The sequence below is a fragment of the Lentzea sokolovensis genome (genome assembly GCF_033949975.1).
GTDB classification, from domain to species: Bacteria; Actinomycetota; Actinomycetes; order Mycobacteriales; family Pseudonocardiaceae; genus Lentzea; species Lentzea sokolovensis.
On the sequence record NZ_JAXAVU010000014.1, the window covers coordinates 349,446 to 365,658 of the forward strand.

The following is a 16,213-nucleotide window of genomic DNA, read 5'->3' on the forward strand; positions in this document are numbered from 1 at the left end:
CTATTCGTTGTGCAGGACGGTGGCGATCGAGAGACGCGCCGCTCCCCTGGCCGGCACGACCGCGCCCAGCACGGCGATGACGACGCCGGTGAGGGCCAGCAGCGCGAGCAACGGCGCGTGGTAGACGTTCATGAGGATGTCGACGGCGTCGGCCTGGCCCGCGTGGGCCATTGCGGGCACGACCAGCTGGTGCACGCCGATGCCGACGGGCACGCCGATCAGTCCGCCGAGCACGCCCAACGCGCCCATGGACGTCACCAGCAGCACGGTGACCTGACGCGGGGTCATGCCGATCGACTTGAGCATGCCGAGGTCACGGCGCCGTTCACGGGCGTTGAGGACGACGGTGTTGAACACGCCCAGGGCGGCGACGGCGCCCAGCACCAGCGTCAGCACCAGAGCGGCGCCGATGATGATCACGGCGGTCGACGACGTGCCGTCACGCGGCGGAAGGACGCGCAGTCCCGAATCCCCGGCCTTCACCGCGGCGGTGTAGGTGGCGCGGTCGGTGCCGGGTGCCATCTGCACCAGGTACGTGTCGGCACGGGCACCGGGTTCGAGGAGGTCCACAGTGGACCAGTCGGCGAAGATCTCGTCGGCGTTGTTCGTCAGCACGACGCCGACGATCTTCATCTGCGTCCGGTTTCCCCGCGCCTGAACGGTGATCGTGTCGCCGACGGCGAGCCCGCGCTGGTTGAGGAACCTCGACGGCACCACGACCTGCCCCGGCCCGTCCGGCCAGTGCCCGGTCAGCACGCGCGGGCCGAGCGTCGCGGTGTCCCCGCGGTAGAACAGGATCGTGGCCTTCTGGGTGCCGCCCGCGACCTCGGCGTCGAGCTGGGTGCTGGCGAGAACCGCTGTCGTGCCGGGCAAGGAGCGCAGCATCGACTCGTCCTCGGCGTCGCTCAGTGTCGCGGCGGGCGCCTCCACGCCTTCCGGACGAACGCCGGGCATGCCCGGCGGTGATCCGGCCATCAGCTCGACGCGGTCGGTGAAGTGGGGCCGGACGGCGTCGTTGTAGGCCGTCATCGACATCGTCACGCCTGCCGCGAGGGTCACGGTCATGACGCCGAGCACGACCGAGGCCAGCGTCAGCGCGCTGCGACCGGTGCGGGCGAACGGCATCCCGAGGCCGAGGCTGATCGACCGCGGCAGCCGCGTGCCGCCCAGCCAGCGCTGCACGCGCAACGCCCTTCCGGTGTGCGCGGTGATGCCCGCGCTGATCGCCCGTGCCGCCGGCAGCCTTCGCGCTCGAAGTGCCGGAACTAGGGCGGCCGACGCCACCAGCAACGGCATGCCGAGCGCCGCGACGATGTTCACCCACGGCGCGAAGCTCAGCTCGTCGACACCGAAGCCCTCGACCGCGTCCTGCACGATCGGTTTGGCGACGAGGTTGCCCGCGACCGTGCCGAGCGCGCAGCCCGCGAACGCCGGGATCGACACCATCACCAGGTAGACGGCCATGACCTGGTTCGGGGTGAAGCCGATCGCCTTGAGCATCCCGATGTGCCGCAGGCCCGCGACGACGGCGCCGCTCACGACGTTGGCGACGATCAGCACCGCCACGGCGAGCCCGAGAATCCCGAAGATCATCAGGAACGGGATGAACACGCCGAGCTCGGACGTCGCCTTGTCCTTGACGGTGAGGTGCGACAGCGTGCCGAGCAGCGCGCCCTCCGGCAACCCCGCCGTGACCGCCGCCTGTCCCGCTTCGACCTGGGCGGCGGTGCCGGCCTGCGCGAACCGGTAGAGCATCTGCAGCGCGTTCGGTCGCAGCGCCGCGATCTGCTCAGGAGTCACCCACGCGTCGGCTGATCCCGTGACCGAATGGGCGAACCCGACGACCTTCAGCACCGGACGTCCAGGCAGCCGAAGCTCGAAGCCGACGTCCATCCGCCCGACGGATCCCGGTGTGCGGTTGAGGACGATCTCACCGGCGTTGGTGGCCCATCTGCCCCGCCACACCGAGACGCGGTCGACCTGACCACCGGGATCGGCCCGTCCCACCACGGTGAGCGCGCCGAGGAAGACCTCCCCGGTCGAAGTGTCCACAGTGGCCTGCTGGAACGGTCCCGCGGACACGGTCTGTCCCGCTGCCTGCTTCAGCTGGGCCTCGGTCACCTTCGCCGGGTCGAACGCCGCGGCCAGGTGCGCGCCCCGCTGGGTGGCGAAGGCCCGGTCGAACGGCGCGGCCGACGCGTCCAGCAGGCCGAGCGCCATCACGAGCGTCGCACTCGCCGCGCAGACCACGACACCGATCACGATCGTCTGCAGCTTGCGCCGGCGGACCGCGGCCCAGGACGCCGACCACACCGCGCTCATGCCCGATCCATGCTGTGCTCGCGGGCGATCCGGCCGTCGACGACCTCGATCACCCTGGTGGCGCAGCGGGTGGCGAGGCGTTCGTCGTGGGTGACGAGCAACAGGGTCTGGCCGATCTGGTTGAGGTCGAGCAGCAGGTCCATGACCTGTTCGCCGGACCTGCTGTCGAGGGCGCCGGTCGGTTCGTCGGCGAGCAGCAGGGCGGGGCGGTTCATCAACGCCCGTGCCACCGCGACGCGCTGCCGTTCGCCGCCGCTGAGCTGCGCCGGGTAGATGTTCTTGCGGCTGGAGATGCCGAGCTCTCCGAACAACTCCAGGGCGCGTGTGCGGGCCTGGCTCGCTTTCATGCCGGTCAGCTGGGCCGCGAGGGCGACGTTGTCGAGCGCCGACAGGTCGTCCAGCAGGTTGAAGAACTGGAAGATCATGCCGATGCCGCGCCGGCGGAACAGGGCGAGCCCGGTCTCGCTGAGCACGCCGAGATCCGAACCGTGCACGATCACGCCGCCCGACGTCGGGCGGTCGAGGCCGGCGATCATGTTGAGCAGCGTGGACTTCCCGCTGCCGGACGGTCCCATCACCGCGACGGCCTCCCCGGCGCGGACGACGAGGGACACCCCGTCCAGCGCGGTCGAGTCGCTGTACTCCTTGCGCACGTTCGTCAGCTCGACGACGGCGTCTGCGTTCTGCATGGCGGCCATCTTGCTGAGCCGCGGGTTCGGAGGCGTCAGTCCGGGGAGGTAACTCGGCGGGCGGGGTCATCCTGGGGATGTAGTGACTGCATCCGGGGTTTGATGCGCGGGTGATCGGCGCTCTGGGACAGTGACGGGGTGTGGGAGCTGGTGGTGGCCGTCGTCGCCTGCCTGGCCGCGGCGTACTTCGCGATGCGGCTGGCGGCGTCCCGGCGCGCGTACACCCGTGCGATGGAGGAACGCGGCTGGTTGCTGGAGCGGGAACGGGAGACCGCCGCCCGCAACGCCGTCGACGCCGAACGGGCCCGCATCGCACGGGAACTGCACGACATCGTGAGCCACAACGTGAGCGTGATGGTGGTGCAGGCAGGGGCGGCGCGGCGGGTGCTCACGGCCGGGACGTCCGAGGCGACCGACGCGTTGCTGGCCGTGGAGAACGCGGGCCGCGACACGATGACCGAGCTGCGGCACATGCTCGGCCTGCTCGCGCCGTCCGCCGACAGCGACGATCTGCTGGCGCCGCAACCGGGTCTGAGCCGGTTGAGCTCGCTGGTCGACCGGATGTGCTTCGCCGGGCTGCCGGTGGAGGTGCGCATCTCCGGCGAGCCGCGGCCGTTGCCGTCCGGTGTCGACCTGACGGCGTACCGGATCGTGCAGGAGGCGCTGACCAACGCGTTGAAGCACGGCGACGGGCGCAAGGCGGAGGTGACGGTGCGGTACGCGGAGCACCACCTGCGGGTCGAGGTGCTCAACTCCGGGCCCAGCGCACTGTCCGGCGACTCGGTGTCCTTTGAGGACGGTCAGGGACGGGGGCTGCTCGGGTTGCGGGAACGTGTGGCGGTGCTGGGCGGCGACCTGGACGCGCGCAGGCGGCTCGGCGGCGGGTTCCGCGTCCGCGCCAAGATCCCGATCGAGCGACCGTGACCGGGCCGCGGGTGGTGATCGCGGACGATCAGGCGTTCGTGCGCATCGGGTTCCGGATGATCCTGAACTCCGGTGGCATCGAGGTCGTCGGCGAGGCGGCGGACGGGGCCGAGGCGGTGTCGGTCGTGCGCGACCTGCGGCCGGACGTCGTGCTGATGGACATCCGCATGCCGGGGATGGACGGGCTGGAGGCGTGCCGGCGGATCGTGCGGGAGCCGGGCGAGAGCCGTGTGCTGATGCTGACGACGTTCGACCTCGACCGGTACGTGTACGAGGCTTTGGCGGCGGGTGCCAGCGGGTTCCTGTTGAAGGACGTCACGCCGGAACACCTGATCGCGTCCGTGCGGCTGGTGGAGACCGGGGACGCGCTGCTCGCGCCGTCGATCACCCGGCGCCTCGTGGAACGCTTCGCCTCCGGCGTCTCCGCTCCCGCCGTGCACAGGGATCTCGCTGTTCTGACACCACGGGAACGCGAGGTGCTCGCGTTGGTCGGGAGTGGACGGTCGAACTCCGAGATCGCCTCGTACCTCACGTTGAGCGAGGCCACCGTGAAGACGCACGTGGCACGCATCTTCGCCAAGCTGGAACTGCGCGACCGCGCGCAGGCCGTCGTCCTCGCCTACGAGACGGGCCTGGTCACGCCCGGCGCGTGAGCTCCCAGGCGGTGATCTCGGTCCTGGTGCGCAACCCGAGTTTGGCCAGCACGCTGCGCACGTGCGTCTCGACGGTGCGTTCGCTCAGGTGCAGTTTCGTCGCGATCTGCCGGTTGGTGAGGGCCTGCGCCACCAGGTCCACGACCTCGGACTCGCGTGGCGACAACGGATCCCGCGCCTGTTCGTCGGTCTTGATCTGCTTCAGGAACCGGTCGGCCTGCGCGAGCCGGATCGGCATGTCCAGCGCACGGAACTCGGCCGCCGCCTCGGTCGCGAGCGTCCGTGCCGCGGCCGGGTCGGTCAGTGCTCTGGCGAGCCCGAGCCGGCTGAGCGCGGTGAACGGCCGCGCGCCGATGCGAGCGTTCATCTCCAGCGCCAGCCGGTAGTGCTCCGCCGCGACCTCCCTGCGGCCGCACGTCATCGCGAGATCGCCGAGCAACCGCGGCGTGGCGGCGTTGGAGAACAGCGCGCCGGACCCGTCCGCACCGTAGTGCGGCTCCAACGCGGACAGCACCTCGTACACCCCGGCCGCCGCCTCGACGTCGTCCAGCAGGCACGCGACCGCACCGATGTGCGAGACCAGCGGCGCCCACGTGGGCGCGACCTCCAGCGTCGCCGGCATCGCCCGGAACTCCTCGAACGTGGCCCTCGCCTGCTCGGTTTCCCCGAGCAGCGCGTGCAGGTACGGCACGTAGACACGAGCCAGCGGAATGTCGCCGACCTGGTCGAGCACCGCGAACGCCTCTCGCGCCTCCGCTTCGTCGATGCCGCCTTCGAGCTGCGCCAACCCCTGCCGGAACGCGTAGTACATGCCCATGGTGGCCGTGGCCCCGATCCGTTCGGCCACGGTCTTCGCGGTCTCGTTGCACTCGCGCGCTCGCTGCAACTGGCCGACCAACGCCGCCCGTGTGGCCCGCAGCCGGTGCAGGTGCCACCACGCCACCGCGTGCTGCCGCGCCTCCGCGAACTGTTCGATCAGGTCCAGCTGCCGGTCGACCTCGCCCAGGTCCCCGGCCTGCAACGCCGCGTCGACCAGCCACACGTGCCCCCACAGCTCGGCGTGCGGCTGCCGGGCCGTCCCGGCCAGTTCGACGGCCCGGTTCGCCAGCACGACCCGTTCGTCGCGGAACTGCGGCGCGCACAACGCCAGGTGCCGGGCGTGGATGCCGTCCAGTTCCGCGTCGGGGTCGCCGCTGCGCACCGCGAGCTCCAACGCCGTCGCGGACAGCTCGCGTGCGCGGTTTCCGTGACCGCTGGTGGTGGCCGCCATGGCGCGGCGGGCGAGCAGCCGGGACGCGGTGGCTTCGCCGGGGTCGTGCCGCAGGGCGGTGGCGCAGAGCTGGTCGACGGCGGTCAGCAGCGAGCGGTCGCCCAGTCCGTTGATGACGAGGGCCGCTTCGGCGATCAGCTCCGGGGTGCCCGACTGCTCGGCGAGGCGGGCGGCGGTGCGGCAGTGGTCGAGGCTGGCCGCGGCGTCGCCGGCGAGGAACTCGGCTCGGGCGAGTCCGAGGGTGAGCTCCGCCGTCTTCTCCTCGGACGCCGCGAGTGCGAGCGCGGCGAACCCGACCGCCTCGTCGTAGGCCAGCTCCGCCGTGGCGGCCCGCGCCGCCTCGGTCGCCCACCGGGTGCACTCCGCGGGCGCGTCCACTCCCCCCGCACGCCGCCACTGAGCCGCGATCCTCCCCGGCGCACCACCCCCGGCGGCCAGCGCCAGCGCACACCGCCGATGCAGGTCGGCCCGCGCCGAAGGCGCGAGGTCCTCGTACACCGCGTCCCTGACCAGGGCGTGGGCGAAGGCCAGCGCCCCGTCGCGGACCTGCAGCACCCCGGCCGCGACAGCCTCGTCCAGCGACGCCGAAGGCTCGTCCCCGGTGACGGCCGCGAGCAGCGCGGGGTCGATCCGCTCCCCCAGCACGCTCGCCACCCCGAGCACCTCCCGGGCCCGTGCGCTCAGCCGGTCCAGCCGCGACAACACCAGCCGATGGAGTTCCCCGGCCTCCTCACCGCTGTCGAGCAGCATGCGCACGTACAGCGGGTTGCCGCCCGTGCTGTCCACCAGTCGCGCGGCCAGTGCCTCCGGGTCCGCCACGCCCGCCGAACGCACCCACCCGGCCACGTCACCCCTGCTCAGCCCGCCCAGGTGCACCGTGCGGGTGGCGGGGGCGCGCATCAGCTCGGACAGCTCGGCGTCGCGGTAGGTCGCGACCACCAGGATCCGCGCGGCGGGCAACTCGGCCGCCAGGTGACCGAGCAGGCGCAACGACGTGCGGTCCGCCCAGTGCAGGTCCTCCAGCACGATGAGCAGCCCATCGGTAGAAGCCTCGGCCACCAGCGCGTCTGCGGCGTCGGCGAGCATGGCGAAGCGCGCGGAGTCGTCCGGACGCGCCTCGGAAAGCACGCGCGACAACTCGGGCAGCGCACGAGCGAGTCGACGCCAGGGCCACAACGGAGGCATGCCGGGGTCGTCGACGGCGTGACCACGCGCGACCGGGATTCCGTACGAGGCGGCCATCGAGGCGACGGCCGAAGCCAGCCGGGTCTTGCCGATGCCCGCCTCGCCTCGAACCAGCACGAGACGGCCAGAACCACCCGCCGCCGCGACGAGGCTCGCGCGGAGCGTGGCCAGTTCGCGGTCCCGTCCGAAGATCGGAGTCTCCTCCACACCCGGAGTATCGCCGACCGGTGGCGGTTCAGTACCGCACTCCGTACTGGCACGGATCCGCGTCGCGCCGAACGCGCCGAGACTCGGTGCATCGACCAAGGAGGCGACCATGTACGCACAGCTCACCTACTTCGACGGGCCCCGCGGCCCCGAACAGCTGGCCGCCGCGGACTTCGCGGCCAAGCAACGAATCACGCCCGCGGCCCTGTCGGTGCCGGGCAACATCGCGACCTACGTGCTGCGCCGGGCGGACGGGGCGGAGGTCGTGGTGTCGATCGCCGAGTCCGAGCAGGTGCTGATCGACACGCAGAAGGCGATCATGAGCACGCAGTTGCTGCCCGGCGAGGACGCGGCACTGCTGCGGGGCGCGGACCGCGTTGAGATCTACCCGGTGCTGCAGGTCTTCGAGTACGACGGCGGACAGTCATGACCGCCGTGCGCACGCTCGCCGCAGGAGTGTGGCGGGCGGACCTCACTCGGAGCACCGCGTCGTTCCAGGTCGGCAACCTCGGCCGCAAGGCGCACGGCACCGTGCCGATCACGGAGGGGTCTGTCGAGATCGGACCGGACGGCGCGCTGCTGGCCGTGCACGGCGTGCTGGACCTGGGCTCCATCGACACCGGGAACACCAAACGCGACCTGGACCTGCGCAAACCGGGCCTGCTCGACCTCGACCGGCATCCCACGATGAGGTTCACCGCGACCTCGGCACGGGTTGCCGAGGGCGGCTGGCAGGTCACCGGCACGCTCACCGCCAGGGGCGCGCACACCACGATCGAAGGCACCGCCGAACTGTCCTCGGTGGACGAACGGGAGGCGGTGCTGACCGCGACGGCCCGGCTGGACCGCCGCACGCTGGGAGTCCGCGCGCCGGGGTTCCTGATCGGCCGCTACGTGGACATCACCGTCACCGCGGTGATCAGGCCGGTGTGACCCCGCGTCAGCCGCCGAGGGGCTTGCGGACCTCGGCGGCCTTCGCGGCGCCGTACTTCGCGATCAGGACCTCGTCGAACAGCTGGTCCCTGCTCAGGTTCTTCTCGTCGCGCAGTCCGTTCAGGTCGGTGTCCGTCAGCCCGAAGACCGCCAGGGAGTCGAACTTCCACCTGTCGTCCTCGCGCACGAAGCTGAAGATCGTGCCGGTGAACTCACCGTCGAGGAGCACCTTGGCGATGGCGTTGCCCTTGTTGATCGCCGGCTCGTCCAGGGTGACGTCGGCGATGCTCGCGGCACCGACGATGTTCCGTTCGACCGCGGCCTTCACCAGGTCCTTCGGCGACGCGCCGCGCACCGTCGAGGGTCCAGTTCCGCGCGCATCGCGTACGCGAGGACGCGGCCACTGGGCACCAGGGGGTCGAGTTCGCGCTCCGTGGCGGTGAGCGCGAGCTTCCTGATCTTGTCGTACTCGTCGAGGGTGTTGCGCGACACCACCCCGACGGCGGTGGCGCCGTCGTTGGCCAGCGCGGCCTTCGCGTAGGTCTCGAAGGCGTCCCGAATGGACTGTGCGTCCTCCACCGGCGTCGGGCTCGGAGCGGATGTGGTGGCCGGTGCGGAGGTGCCGCACGCGGCCGCGAAAAGGCACAGAGCTGCCACGATGAAACGTCTCACGCGCGGAGCGCAGGGGTTCATTCCGCCTGGAGGACGAAGAACAGGAAGCTCGGCGCGGTCGCGAGCAGGTGGAACTCCGACGGGAACAGCTCACGGGCTTCCGGTGCCGGTGGCGGTTCGGCGATCCGGGAGATGCGGAACCCGGCCGCGGTGAACGCGTCGGTCATCGCGTGCAGCGGCCGGTTCCAGAAGGTCACCTTGACCAGCTGGTCGCCCACCGGCCACTCCGCCACCTGTGCGCGGGTCTCGAAGTAGTCGGGCCGGCGCCCCTGCACGCGCTCGATCGAGTACTCGGCGGTGGGGTGGTTGACCGACGCGATGAGCCGGCCGCCGGGGCGCAGCACCCGCCGCGTCTCGGCCAGGGTCGGTCCCCAGTCCTCCAGGTAGTGCAGCACCAGCGAAGCGATGACGTCGTCGAACTCGCCGTCCGCGAAGGGCAGCGGCTCGGCGATGTCCGCGACGCGCAGGTCGGCGTCCTCACCGAGACGGAGCCGGGCCCGCTCGATCATTCCCGTGCTCACGTCGATGCCACTCACGATCGCTCCCCGCTCGCGCAGCGCCGCGAACAACGGGCCCGCGCCGCACCCCGCGTCGAGGATCCGGCGTCCGGCCACGTCTCCTGCGAGGGCGAGGGTGGCGGGCCGCTCGTAGTAGGCGTTCGGCAGGCTCTTCTCGTTGTCGATGTCGTACGCCTCGGCCACGCTGTCGTAGTCGCTCATGCACTCGATCTTGCCAGCGTGGTCACCAAAGCGGCTCCAAGGCACCAACGGAGACCGGACCGCTCGTTGTACCGGTCTTTTACACGTGCGGGACCGGGACGGACCGCGTTGTGCCTGGCCAGTGGACATGACTCGATCCCGAAGCGATGACATCGATGTCTTCGTCGCGAGATCCTGTCTCGTTTGTCTTGTTGACCAGTCGCGTAACGAGACCGAAGCTTCCTGGCAACGTTGTCAGGACAGGGATCGGAGCTCGCAATGGCGGAGGACAGCGGTGTCTCGCGCAGACAGGCACTGACCATGGGCGGTGGTCTGCTCGCCGGTTTCGGTCTGAGCTCCGTGTTGTCGGGGTCAGCGTCAGCGGCGCCCGAGCAGGCCGCGGCGCAGCAGAAGGCCGTGGACCTCGCGTTGTTCCGTCCGGTGTCGGTGTCCTCGACGGACTACGCGGCGACCCCGGCGGAGTTCGCCGTGGACGGTCTCGCGCAGGTCGGTGTGCAGGGCTCCGGCTGGCGGGCGGGTCAGGGCGACGGCCAGTGGATGATCGTGGACCTGCAGGGCCGTTGCGAGATCAGCTCGGTGGTGCTGACGTTCGAGGCCAAGCCGGGTGACGGGGCGTTCGACGCGAACGGCTCGCGCGCCGACACCCTGGGCACGGAGATCCTCTCCAGCTACGCGACCGTCTTCGACCTCGACGTGTCCGACGACGGCAAGGTCTGGCGGACGGTCCACGCCACCGAGTCCGGTGCGGGCGGCGTGATCACGATCCCGTTCGCGCCCGCCGTGAAGGCGCGCTGGGTCCGGTTCTCCGCTTCGCGCAGGTCGACGACGAACCCGTTGGGGCTCAACGGACTGCAGGTCTACGGCACCAGCAGGGACACCCGGCCCGCGGTCAAGGGCTGGACCAACTGGCCCGTGCGGAACCACGAGAACCCCGCGCTGATCGTGGCACCGGACGGGTCCGTGCCGCTGGAGTCGGGCTGGGTGCTGACCATGCAGGACTTCGCGCCCGCCGAGGACGGCGCCGCGCTGTCGGGTCAGAACGTCGACACCCGCGGCTGGGTGCCCGCGACCGTGCCCGGCACCGTGCTCGCGTCGCTGGTCGAGCAGGGTCACCTGCCGGATCCGGTGTACGGCATGAACAACCTCAAGATCCCGGAGGCCCTGTCCCGGCACACGTGGTGGTACCGGCGCACGTTCAGCGTGCCGCGCGGCCTCGACACGGGCGCGGGCAGGCACGTGTGGCTGGAGTTCGACGGCATCAACCACGAGGCCGAGTTCTGGCTCAACGGAGCCAAGATCGGCGCGATCAGCAACCCGTTCGGCCGGGCCGCGCTCGACATCACGTCCACACTGCGCAAGACCGGCGACCAGAACCTGGCCGTCAAGATCGCGCCGATGCCGTTCCCCGGCAGTCCTGGAGACAAGGGACCGCGCGGAGAGGCGTGGGTCGGCGCGAACAGCACGATGTTCAAGAACTCCCCCACCTACCTCGCGGTGTCGGGCTGGGACTGGATGCCCGCCGTCCGCGACCGCGCGTCGGGCATCTGGAACCACGTCCGGCTGCGCTCGACCGGCGCCGTCGTCGTCGGCGATCCGCGCATCGACACGGTGCTGCCGGACAAGACGACCGCCGAGGTCACGTTCACCGTGCCGGTGCGCAACGTCGAGTCCTCCGCGAAGAGCGTCACCGTGACGGCCGAGTTCGACGGTGTCAAGGTCAGCAGCACCGTCAGCGTGCCCGCGAACTCCGAGGCCGCCGTCGTGTTCGCGCCGGCCACGCACCCCCAGCTGCGGATCAAGAACCCGAAGCTGTGGTGGCCCAACGGGTACGGCGACCCGACGCTGCACGACCTGACGCTGACGGCCACGCTCGGCACCGCGGTCAGCGACCGCAAGAAGCTCAAGTTCGGCATCCGGCAGGTCACCTACCAGTACGACCTGCCGATCACGATCGTCGACGGCGCCGCCGACCAGACCGTCGACTTCCCGGCCCAGCAGGCCCGTTACGTGCGGATGCAGGGCGGCAGGCGCGCCACCAGCTGGGGATTCTCCGTCTTCACGATGTCCGTCGTGGACAGCAGGACCCCGGACGCCGACCTGGCGCGCGGCAAGACCGCGACCGCGTCGTCGGCCGCCGACTGGACCTCACCCGGCGCCGTCACCGACGGGGACCCGAAGTCACGCTGGACCTCGAACTACAACGACAACGAGTGGGTGCAGGTCGACCTGGGCGCCGCGACCTCGTTCGACCGCGTGACGCTGCGCTGGGAGACGGCCTACGCGGCCACGTTCAAGATCCAGGTCTCGCAGGACGGCGACAGCTGGACCGACGTCGTGGCGCAGGACAACTCCCCCAAGCCGCTGATCATCCTCGTCAACGGCGTGAAGATCTTCGCCCGCGGCGGCAGCTGGGGCTGGGACGAACTGCTGCGCCGCATGCCCGGTTCGCGCGCGGACGCCGCTGTGGCGCTGCACAAGGACATGAACTTCACCGTCATCCGCAACTGGGTCGGCTCGTCGTACCGCGAAGAGCTCTTCGAGGCGTGCGACAAGTACGGCATCCTGCTGTGGAACGAGTTCTGGCTCGGCTGGTCCGCCGACCCCGCGAACCACGACCAGTTCTTCGCGCAGGCCAAGGACACCGTGCTGCGCTACCGTTCGCACGCCTGCTGCGTGGCGTGGTTCGGCTGCAACGAGGGCAGCCCGCCCTACGCCGTCGACAAGGTGCTGCGCGAGATCGTGCACACCAACACGGACCTGATGTACCAGCCGAACTCGGCGGGCGGCGTGATCACCGGCGACGGCACGTACCGGTGGGTCGACCCGCGCACGTACGGCACCGGCGAGGCCACAGGCGGGAAGTTCGGGTTCTGGAGCGAGATCGGCCTGCCGACGGTGTCGGTGGTCGAGAGCATGCGCAACCTCGTCGGCCAGGGCAACTCGGGCTGGCCGATCGGGGACGCCTGGTACATGCACGACTGGTCGGAGAACAGCAACCAGCAGCCCAAGGGCTACCAGGCCGCGATCGACGCCCGCCTCGCGCCTTCGAGCAGCATGGAGGAGTTCTGCCGCAAGGCGCAGTTCGTCAACTACGAGAACATGCGCGCGATCTTCGAGGCGTGGAACGCGAGGCTGTGGAACGACGCCACCGGCGTGCTGCTGTGGATGTCGCACCCGGCGTGGCACAGCACGGTGTGGCAGACCTACGACTACGACATGGACGTCAACGGCAGCTACTACGGCTCCCGCAAGGGCTGCGAACAACGGCACGTGCAGGCGAACCTGACGACCTGGCAGGTCACGGCGGTCAACCACACCGCCTCGCACCTGATGGGCGTCACCGTCAAGGCACAGCTGTTCGCCCTGGACGGCAAGGCGATCGGGCAGGCGCAGGAGCAGAAGCTCGACGTCGCCGCGACCTCGGCGAGCACCCTGTTCACGGTGCCGTTCGACGCCGCACTGCCCGCGTTCCACCTGCTGCGCCTCACCCTGACCGACGCCCAGGGCAAGCAGATCTCCGAGAACACCTACTGGCGTTACCGCACGCCGGAATCCATGCACGCCCTCAACCAGCTCGCGTACACGACGCTCACGGCCACGTTGAGCAGCAACAAGAACGGCTACACCGCGACCATCCGCAACACCGGCAAGACGGTCGCCGCGATGGTCCGGCTGTCCCTGCGGGAGCGCAACGGCACCGACCGCGTGCTGCCGACCCTCTACGGCGACAACTACTTCTGGTTGCTGCCCGGTGAGGTCCGGACGGTCACGATCAACCCGCAGCGGTCCGTCCGGAACCCGCGTCTGCTGGCGGAGGCGTACAACTCGGCGCCGAAGCTGAGCTGAGATCCTCCCGGCCGGGGTGCCGCCGTGCCGACCACAGCGTCAGCGCGGCGGCGCCCAGTCCCACGATCAACGAGGTCCAGATGTTCAGGCGCAGCCCGAGGATCGTGTTCGCGGTGTCGATCCGCAGCGCCTCGATCCACAGCCGGCCCAGCGTGTAGAGCACCACGTACAGCCCGAACGCGCGGCCGTGCCCCAGTCGGAACCGCCGGTCCGCCCAGATCACCACGGCCGCCGCGGCGAAGGTCCACAGCAGTTCGTACAGGAACGCCGGGTGGAACGTCCCCAGCACCACCGGCAGTCCGTCCGAACCGATCACCGCACGGCCGGCGTCCTGGTCCCACTCGTGGATCGTGAGCGCCCACGGCAGGTCGGTCGGGCCGCCGTACACCTCGTTGTTGAACCAGTTGCCGAGACGGCCGATCCCTTGTGCCAGAAGGATTCCCGGTGCGGCGGCGTCCGCGAGCGGAGGTAGCGCCACTCCGGCGCGTTTCGCACCGATCCACGCTCCGAGCGCGCCGAACGCGATCGCACCCCAGACACCCATCCCGCCTTCCCAGATGTAGAGGGCGCGAATCGGGCTGCCGCCAGGGCCGAAGTACGGCTGCCAGGACGTGGCCACGTGGTAGAGCCTGGCGCCGACGATGCCGAACGGAACGCCCCAGGTCGCGATCTGGTTGATGACGCCCGGCCTGCCGCCGCGCTGGACGTAGCGGCGTTCGGTCAGCCAGGCGGCGACGAGGATGCCGCCGATGATGCAGAACGCGTAGGCGCGGATCGGCATCGGACCGAGGTGCCAGACGCCCTGGGTCGGACTGGGGATGGCGGCCAGAAGCATCGCGCCACACTAACGACGCCGAGGCCTGCGCACTGTGAAGTCCGCAGGCCCCGGCTCTTCGTCACTTGTTCAACACACCGCCGACGATCGGCAGCACCACTTTGCTGACGCCCAGCGACACGTTCAGCGACACACCGCTCGCTGCCGTGTCCGTGGCGAGGTAGGCGTTGTGGTTCGTGACGAGCACGATCCCGATCCGGTGCCCGGCGGGGATCAGCGCGTCACGGGCGTGCAGCTTCCAGGTGACCTCCGCGGTGGACCCGTTGGTGGGCAACGGGGTCGCGGTCTCCAGCGACAGCCGGTTCTTGGCGTCGATCGCACCCTTGGTCAGCATGGTCGCCGAGACCGCCTGGATCGACACGTCCGGCGGACGCGCGCAGCCGGTCTTGTCCCGCAGGTCGTTGCGGCCGCACACCTCCGTGGACAGCTGCAGCGGGCTGCGTTCGGACAGCACCGCCTGCGTGCTCGGGCCGTAGTCCACCAGCAACGCGGTGAGCGGCGTCGACGCCCGGTTCGACGCGACCCGCACCGTCAGGCTGACCTCGCCGGACAACCGCGCGTCCTTCGTCAGCGGTGCCGTCACGTAGGCGAGCCGGTTGGTGTTCGCGGTCTCCGGGCCGGCCATCATGGTCGCTTCGCTGATGTTCGCGTTCGCGCGCAGGTTCTGCGTACCACTGGTCACCGGCGTGGTGGTCAGCGAACCGGACATGCCACCGGCCGCGGGACCGAAGTACAGCGTGGTGTCCTTCGTGTCCGGCCGCGGCCAGGAAGCGGCCTGTTCCCAGCTGCCGTCCGGCTTCTGCACGTCGGCCATGGGCTCGTCCATGATCCCGTTGTCCGCGCCCTTGAGCCAGTGGTCCATCCACAGGCCCATGACGCGCTGCCACTCGGCCTGGCGGAACGAGATCGGGTCGAGGTGGCCGCCGCGGTGCAGCCAGATCTTGCGCGGCACGTTCCGGTCCGCGAGTTCCTTCCACCAGCGGCCGAACTGCGACGGCTTGACGTTCCAGTCGGCCTGGCCGTGCACGGCGAACACCGACGCGGACACGTTCTGCGCGCCCACCCGGTAGTCGCGGGCCTTCCAGAACGACGTGTAGTCCCACGACTCGTCGCCGTCGTCCGCGGAGAGCTTGTCGAAGACCGGCTTGCACTTCGCCTTCTGCGCCGCGCTGACGACGTAGTTGGCGAGGAAGGTCGGGTAGTTGGATTCCCAGCCCTTGTAGCCGATGCCCTGGTCACGGGCGTACTCGTACCAGCTGGAGATCGCGGCGATCGGCACGATCGTCTTCACGCCGGGGATGTTCGCCGCGGCCGCCGCGTTGGGCAGCGTGCCGTTGTAGGAGACGCCGAGCATGCCGACGTTGCCGGTGCTCCAGCTCGCGACCGCAGCCCGGCCGTCCGCGTAGAACGCCTTGGCGCGGCCGTTGAGCCAGTCCACGACCGCACGGACGCTCGCGGTGTCCTCCGGGCCGCCGGTGGTCGGGCAGCCGGTCGAACGGGAGGTGCCTTGCATCTCCATCTCGACCACGGCGTACCCGCGCGGCACGAAGTACTCGTCGTACCAACGGCCGAAGCCGCGCGGCACGTTCGTCGCCGACGCGGCAGCAGCACCCAGCCCGTAGTAGGGACTGGCCTCCATCACGATCGGCACTCGCTCGGCGGTGTCGGGCCGCATGACGTCGGCGGCGATCCGGTCGAGCTTGCCGTCCGAGTCGCTGTCGATCGTGGACTCGACGTAGACGGTCTCGGTGATCGCCGCGGCGGCAGGGGCCGCGGCCGAGACAGGCGTGTAGATCGTCGCGGCCGCGAGAACTCCGGCCGCGACGAGATAGACCCTTCGCATGTGTTCCTCCGTCGGAGGGCCCGATGAAGCAGCAGGGGAATAACTCGGGCCTCACGAAGGAATCTCACCGAATCCGGAGGTGTCTCCGGTACGGCCGAAAGGACTGAACCACTAC

13 protein-coding genes are annotated in these 16,213 nt (G+C 70.3%); 5 read left to right on the plus strand and 8 right to left on the minus strand.

Annotated features, from left to right (window positions below):
* Positions 1-2,322, minus strand: coding sequence for an ABC transporter permease (locus tag SK854_RS35695; protein WP_319979550.1), 2,322 nt, complete (start codon positions 2,320-2,322; stop codon positions 1-3).
* Entirely contained in the window at positions 2,319-3,011 is a 693-nt protein-coding gene (locus tag SK854_RS35700) for an ABC transporter ATP-binding protein (protein ID WP_319979551.1), read from the minus strand. Before SK854_RS35700 ends, SK854_RS35695 begins: the two co-directional genes overlap by 4 nt.
* Positions 3,012-3,149: 138 nt before the next feature.
* Here SK854_RS35700 and SK854_RS35705 point away from each other — a divergent pair, with 138 nt between their 5' ends.
* Complete coding sequence (locus SK854_RS35705) at positions 3,150-3,935, plus strand: sensor histidine kinase (RefSeq protein WP_319979552.1); 786 nt, start codon at positions 3,150-3,152, stop codon at positions 3,933-3,935.
* Positions 3,932-4,588: a response regulator transcription factor gene (locus SK854_RS35710; RefSeq protein WP_319979553.1), complete on the plus strand. Its 657-nt coding sequence runs from the start codon at positions 3,932-3,934 to the stop codon at positions 4,586-4,588. Before SK854_RS35705 ends, SK854_RS35710 begins: the two co-directional genes overlap by 4 nt.
* Here the strand turns inward: SK854_RS35710 and SK854_RS35715 are convergent.
* Complete coding sequence (locus tag SK854_RS35715) at positions 4,572-7,250, minus strand: ATP-binding protein (RefSeq protein WP_319979554.1); 2,679 nt, start codon at positions 7,248-7,250, stop codon at positions 4,572-4,574. The two genes, SK854_RS35710 and SK854_RS35715, sit on opposite strands and share 17 nt — an antisense overlap.
* Before the next feature lie 109 nt (positions 7,251-7,359).
* On the opposite strand from SK854_RS35715, the gene SK854_RS35720 reads away from it, so the two are divergent.
* Together SK854_RS35720 and SK854_RS35725 are read left to right on the plus strand one after the other, a co-directional pair.
* Positions 7,360-7,680, plus strand: coding sequence for a hypothetical protein (locus tag SK854_RS35720; RefSeq protein ID WP_319979555.1), 321 nt, complete (start codon positions 7,360-7,362; stop codon positions 7,678-7,680).
* Positions 7,677-8,183, plus strand: a complete 507-nt coding sequence (locus SK854_RS35725) for a YceI family protein (protein ID WP_319979556.1) — start codon at positions 7,677-7,679, stop codon at positions 8,181-8,183. Before SK854_RS35720 ends, SK854_RS35725 begins: the two co-directional genes overlap by 4 nt.
* A 7-nt stretch (positions 8,184-8,190) precedes the next feature.
* Here the strand turns inward: SK854_RS35725 and SK854_RS35730 are convergent, their stop codons facing one another.
* The 3 genes from SK854_RS35730 to SK854_RS35740 are packed head-to-tail and all read right to left on the minus strand — an operon-like array spanning position 8,191 to position 9,574.
* Positions 8,191-8,511 (minus strand): hypothetical protein, encoded by a 321-nt coding sequence (locus SK854_RS35730; RefSeq protein ID WP_319979557.1) that lies wholly within the window; start codon positions 8,509-8,511, stop codon positions 8,191-8,193.
* Entirely contained in the window at positions 8,508-8,855 is a 348-nt protein-coding gene (locus tag SK854_RS35735; protein ID WP_319979558.1) for a hypothetical protein, read from the minus strand. Before SK854_RS35735 ends, SK854_RS35730 begins: the two co-directional genes overlap by 4 nt.
* A 17-nt stretch (positions 8,856-8,872) precedes the next feature.
* Positions 8,873-9,574 carry a class I SAM-dependent methyltransferase gene (locus SK854_RS35740; protein ID WP_319979559.1) on the minus strand — a complete coding sequence of 234 codons (702 nt, stop codon included), beginning with the start codon at positions 9,572-9,574 and terminating at the stop codon, positions 8,873-8,875.
* Between the two features lie 258 nt (positions 9,575-9,832).
* Here SK854_RS35740 and SK854_RS35745 point away from each other — a divergent pair, with 258 nt between their 5' ends.
* A complete protein-coding gene (locus SK854_RS35745) occupies positions 9,833-13,420 on the plus strand; it encodes a discoidin domain-containing protein (protein WP_319979560.1) in 3,588 nt (1,195 codons plus the stop codon).
* On the opposite strand, the gene lgt is transcribed toward SK854_RS35745, so the two are convergent.
* Both lgt and SK854_RS35755 read right to left on the minus strand, forming a co-directional pair.
* Positions 13,347-14,255: a prolipoprotein diacylglyceryl transferase gene (lgt, locus tag SK854_RS35750; protein WP_319979561.1), complete on the minus strand. Its 909-nt coding sequence runs from the start codon at positions 14,253-14,255 to the stop codon at positions 13,347-13,349. The two genes, SK854_RS35745 and lgt, sit on opposite strands and share 74 nt — an antisense overlap.
* Positions 14,256-14,316: 61 nt before the next feature.
* Positions 14,317-16,098 carry a CocE/NonD family hydrolase gene (locus SK854_RS35755; RefSeq protein ID WP_319979562.1) on the minus strand — a complete coding sequence of 594 codons (1,782 nt, stop codon included), beginning with the start codon at positions 16,096-16,098 and terminating at the stop codon, positions 14,317-14,319.
* Between the last annotated feature and the right edge of the window lie 115 nt (positions 16,099-16,213).

What these genes read in the sequence shown, in the direction of transcription:
- SK854_RS35695 (WP_319979550.1), bottom strand. Translation starts at nt 2,322, where the DNA reads ATGAGCGCGGTGTGGTCGGCGTCCTGGGCCGCGGTCCGCCGGCGCAAG.
- SK854_RS35700 (WP_319979551.1), bottom strand. Translation starts at nt 3,011, where the DNA reads ATGCAGAACGCAGACGCCGTCGTCGAGCTGACGAACGTGCGCAAGGAG.
- SK854_RS35720 (WP_319979555.1), top strand. Translation starts at nt 7,360, where the DNA reads ATGTACGCACAGCTCACCTACTTCGACGGGCCCCGCGGCCCCGAACAG.
- SK854_RS35725 (WP_319979556.1), top strand. Translation starts at nt 7,677, where the DNA reads ATGACCGCCGTGCGCACGCTCGCCGCAGGAGTGTGGCGGGCGGACCTC.
- SK854_RS35740 (WP_319979559.1), bottom strand. Translation starts at nt 9,574, where the DNA reads ATGAGCGACTACGACAGCGTGGCCGAGGCGTACGACATCGACAACGAG.
- SK854_RS35745 (WP_319979560.1), top strand. Translation starts at nt 9,833, where the DNA reads ATGGCGGAGGACAGCGGTGTCTCGCGCAGACAGGCACTGACCATGGGC.
- lgt (WP_319979561.1), bottom strand. Translation starts at nt 14,255, where the DNA reads ATGCTTCTGGCCGCCATCCCCAGTCCGACCCAGGGCGTCTGGCACCTC.
- SK854_RS35755 (WP_319979562.1), bottom strand. Translation starts at nt 16,098, where the DNA reads ATGCGAAGGGTCTATCTCGTCGCGGCCGGAGTTCTCGCGGCCGCGACG.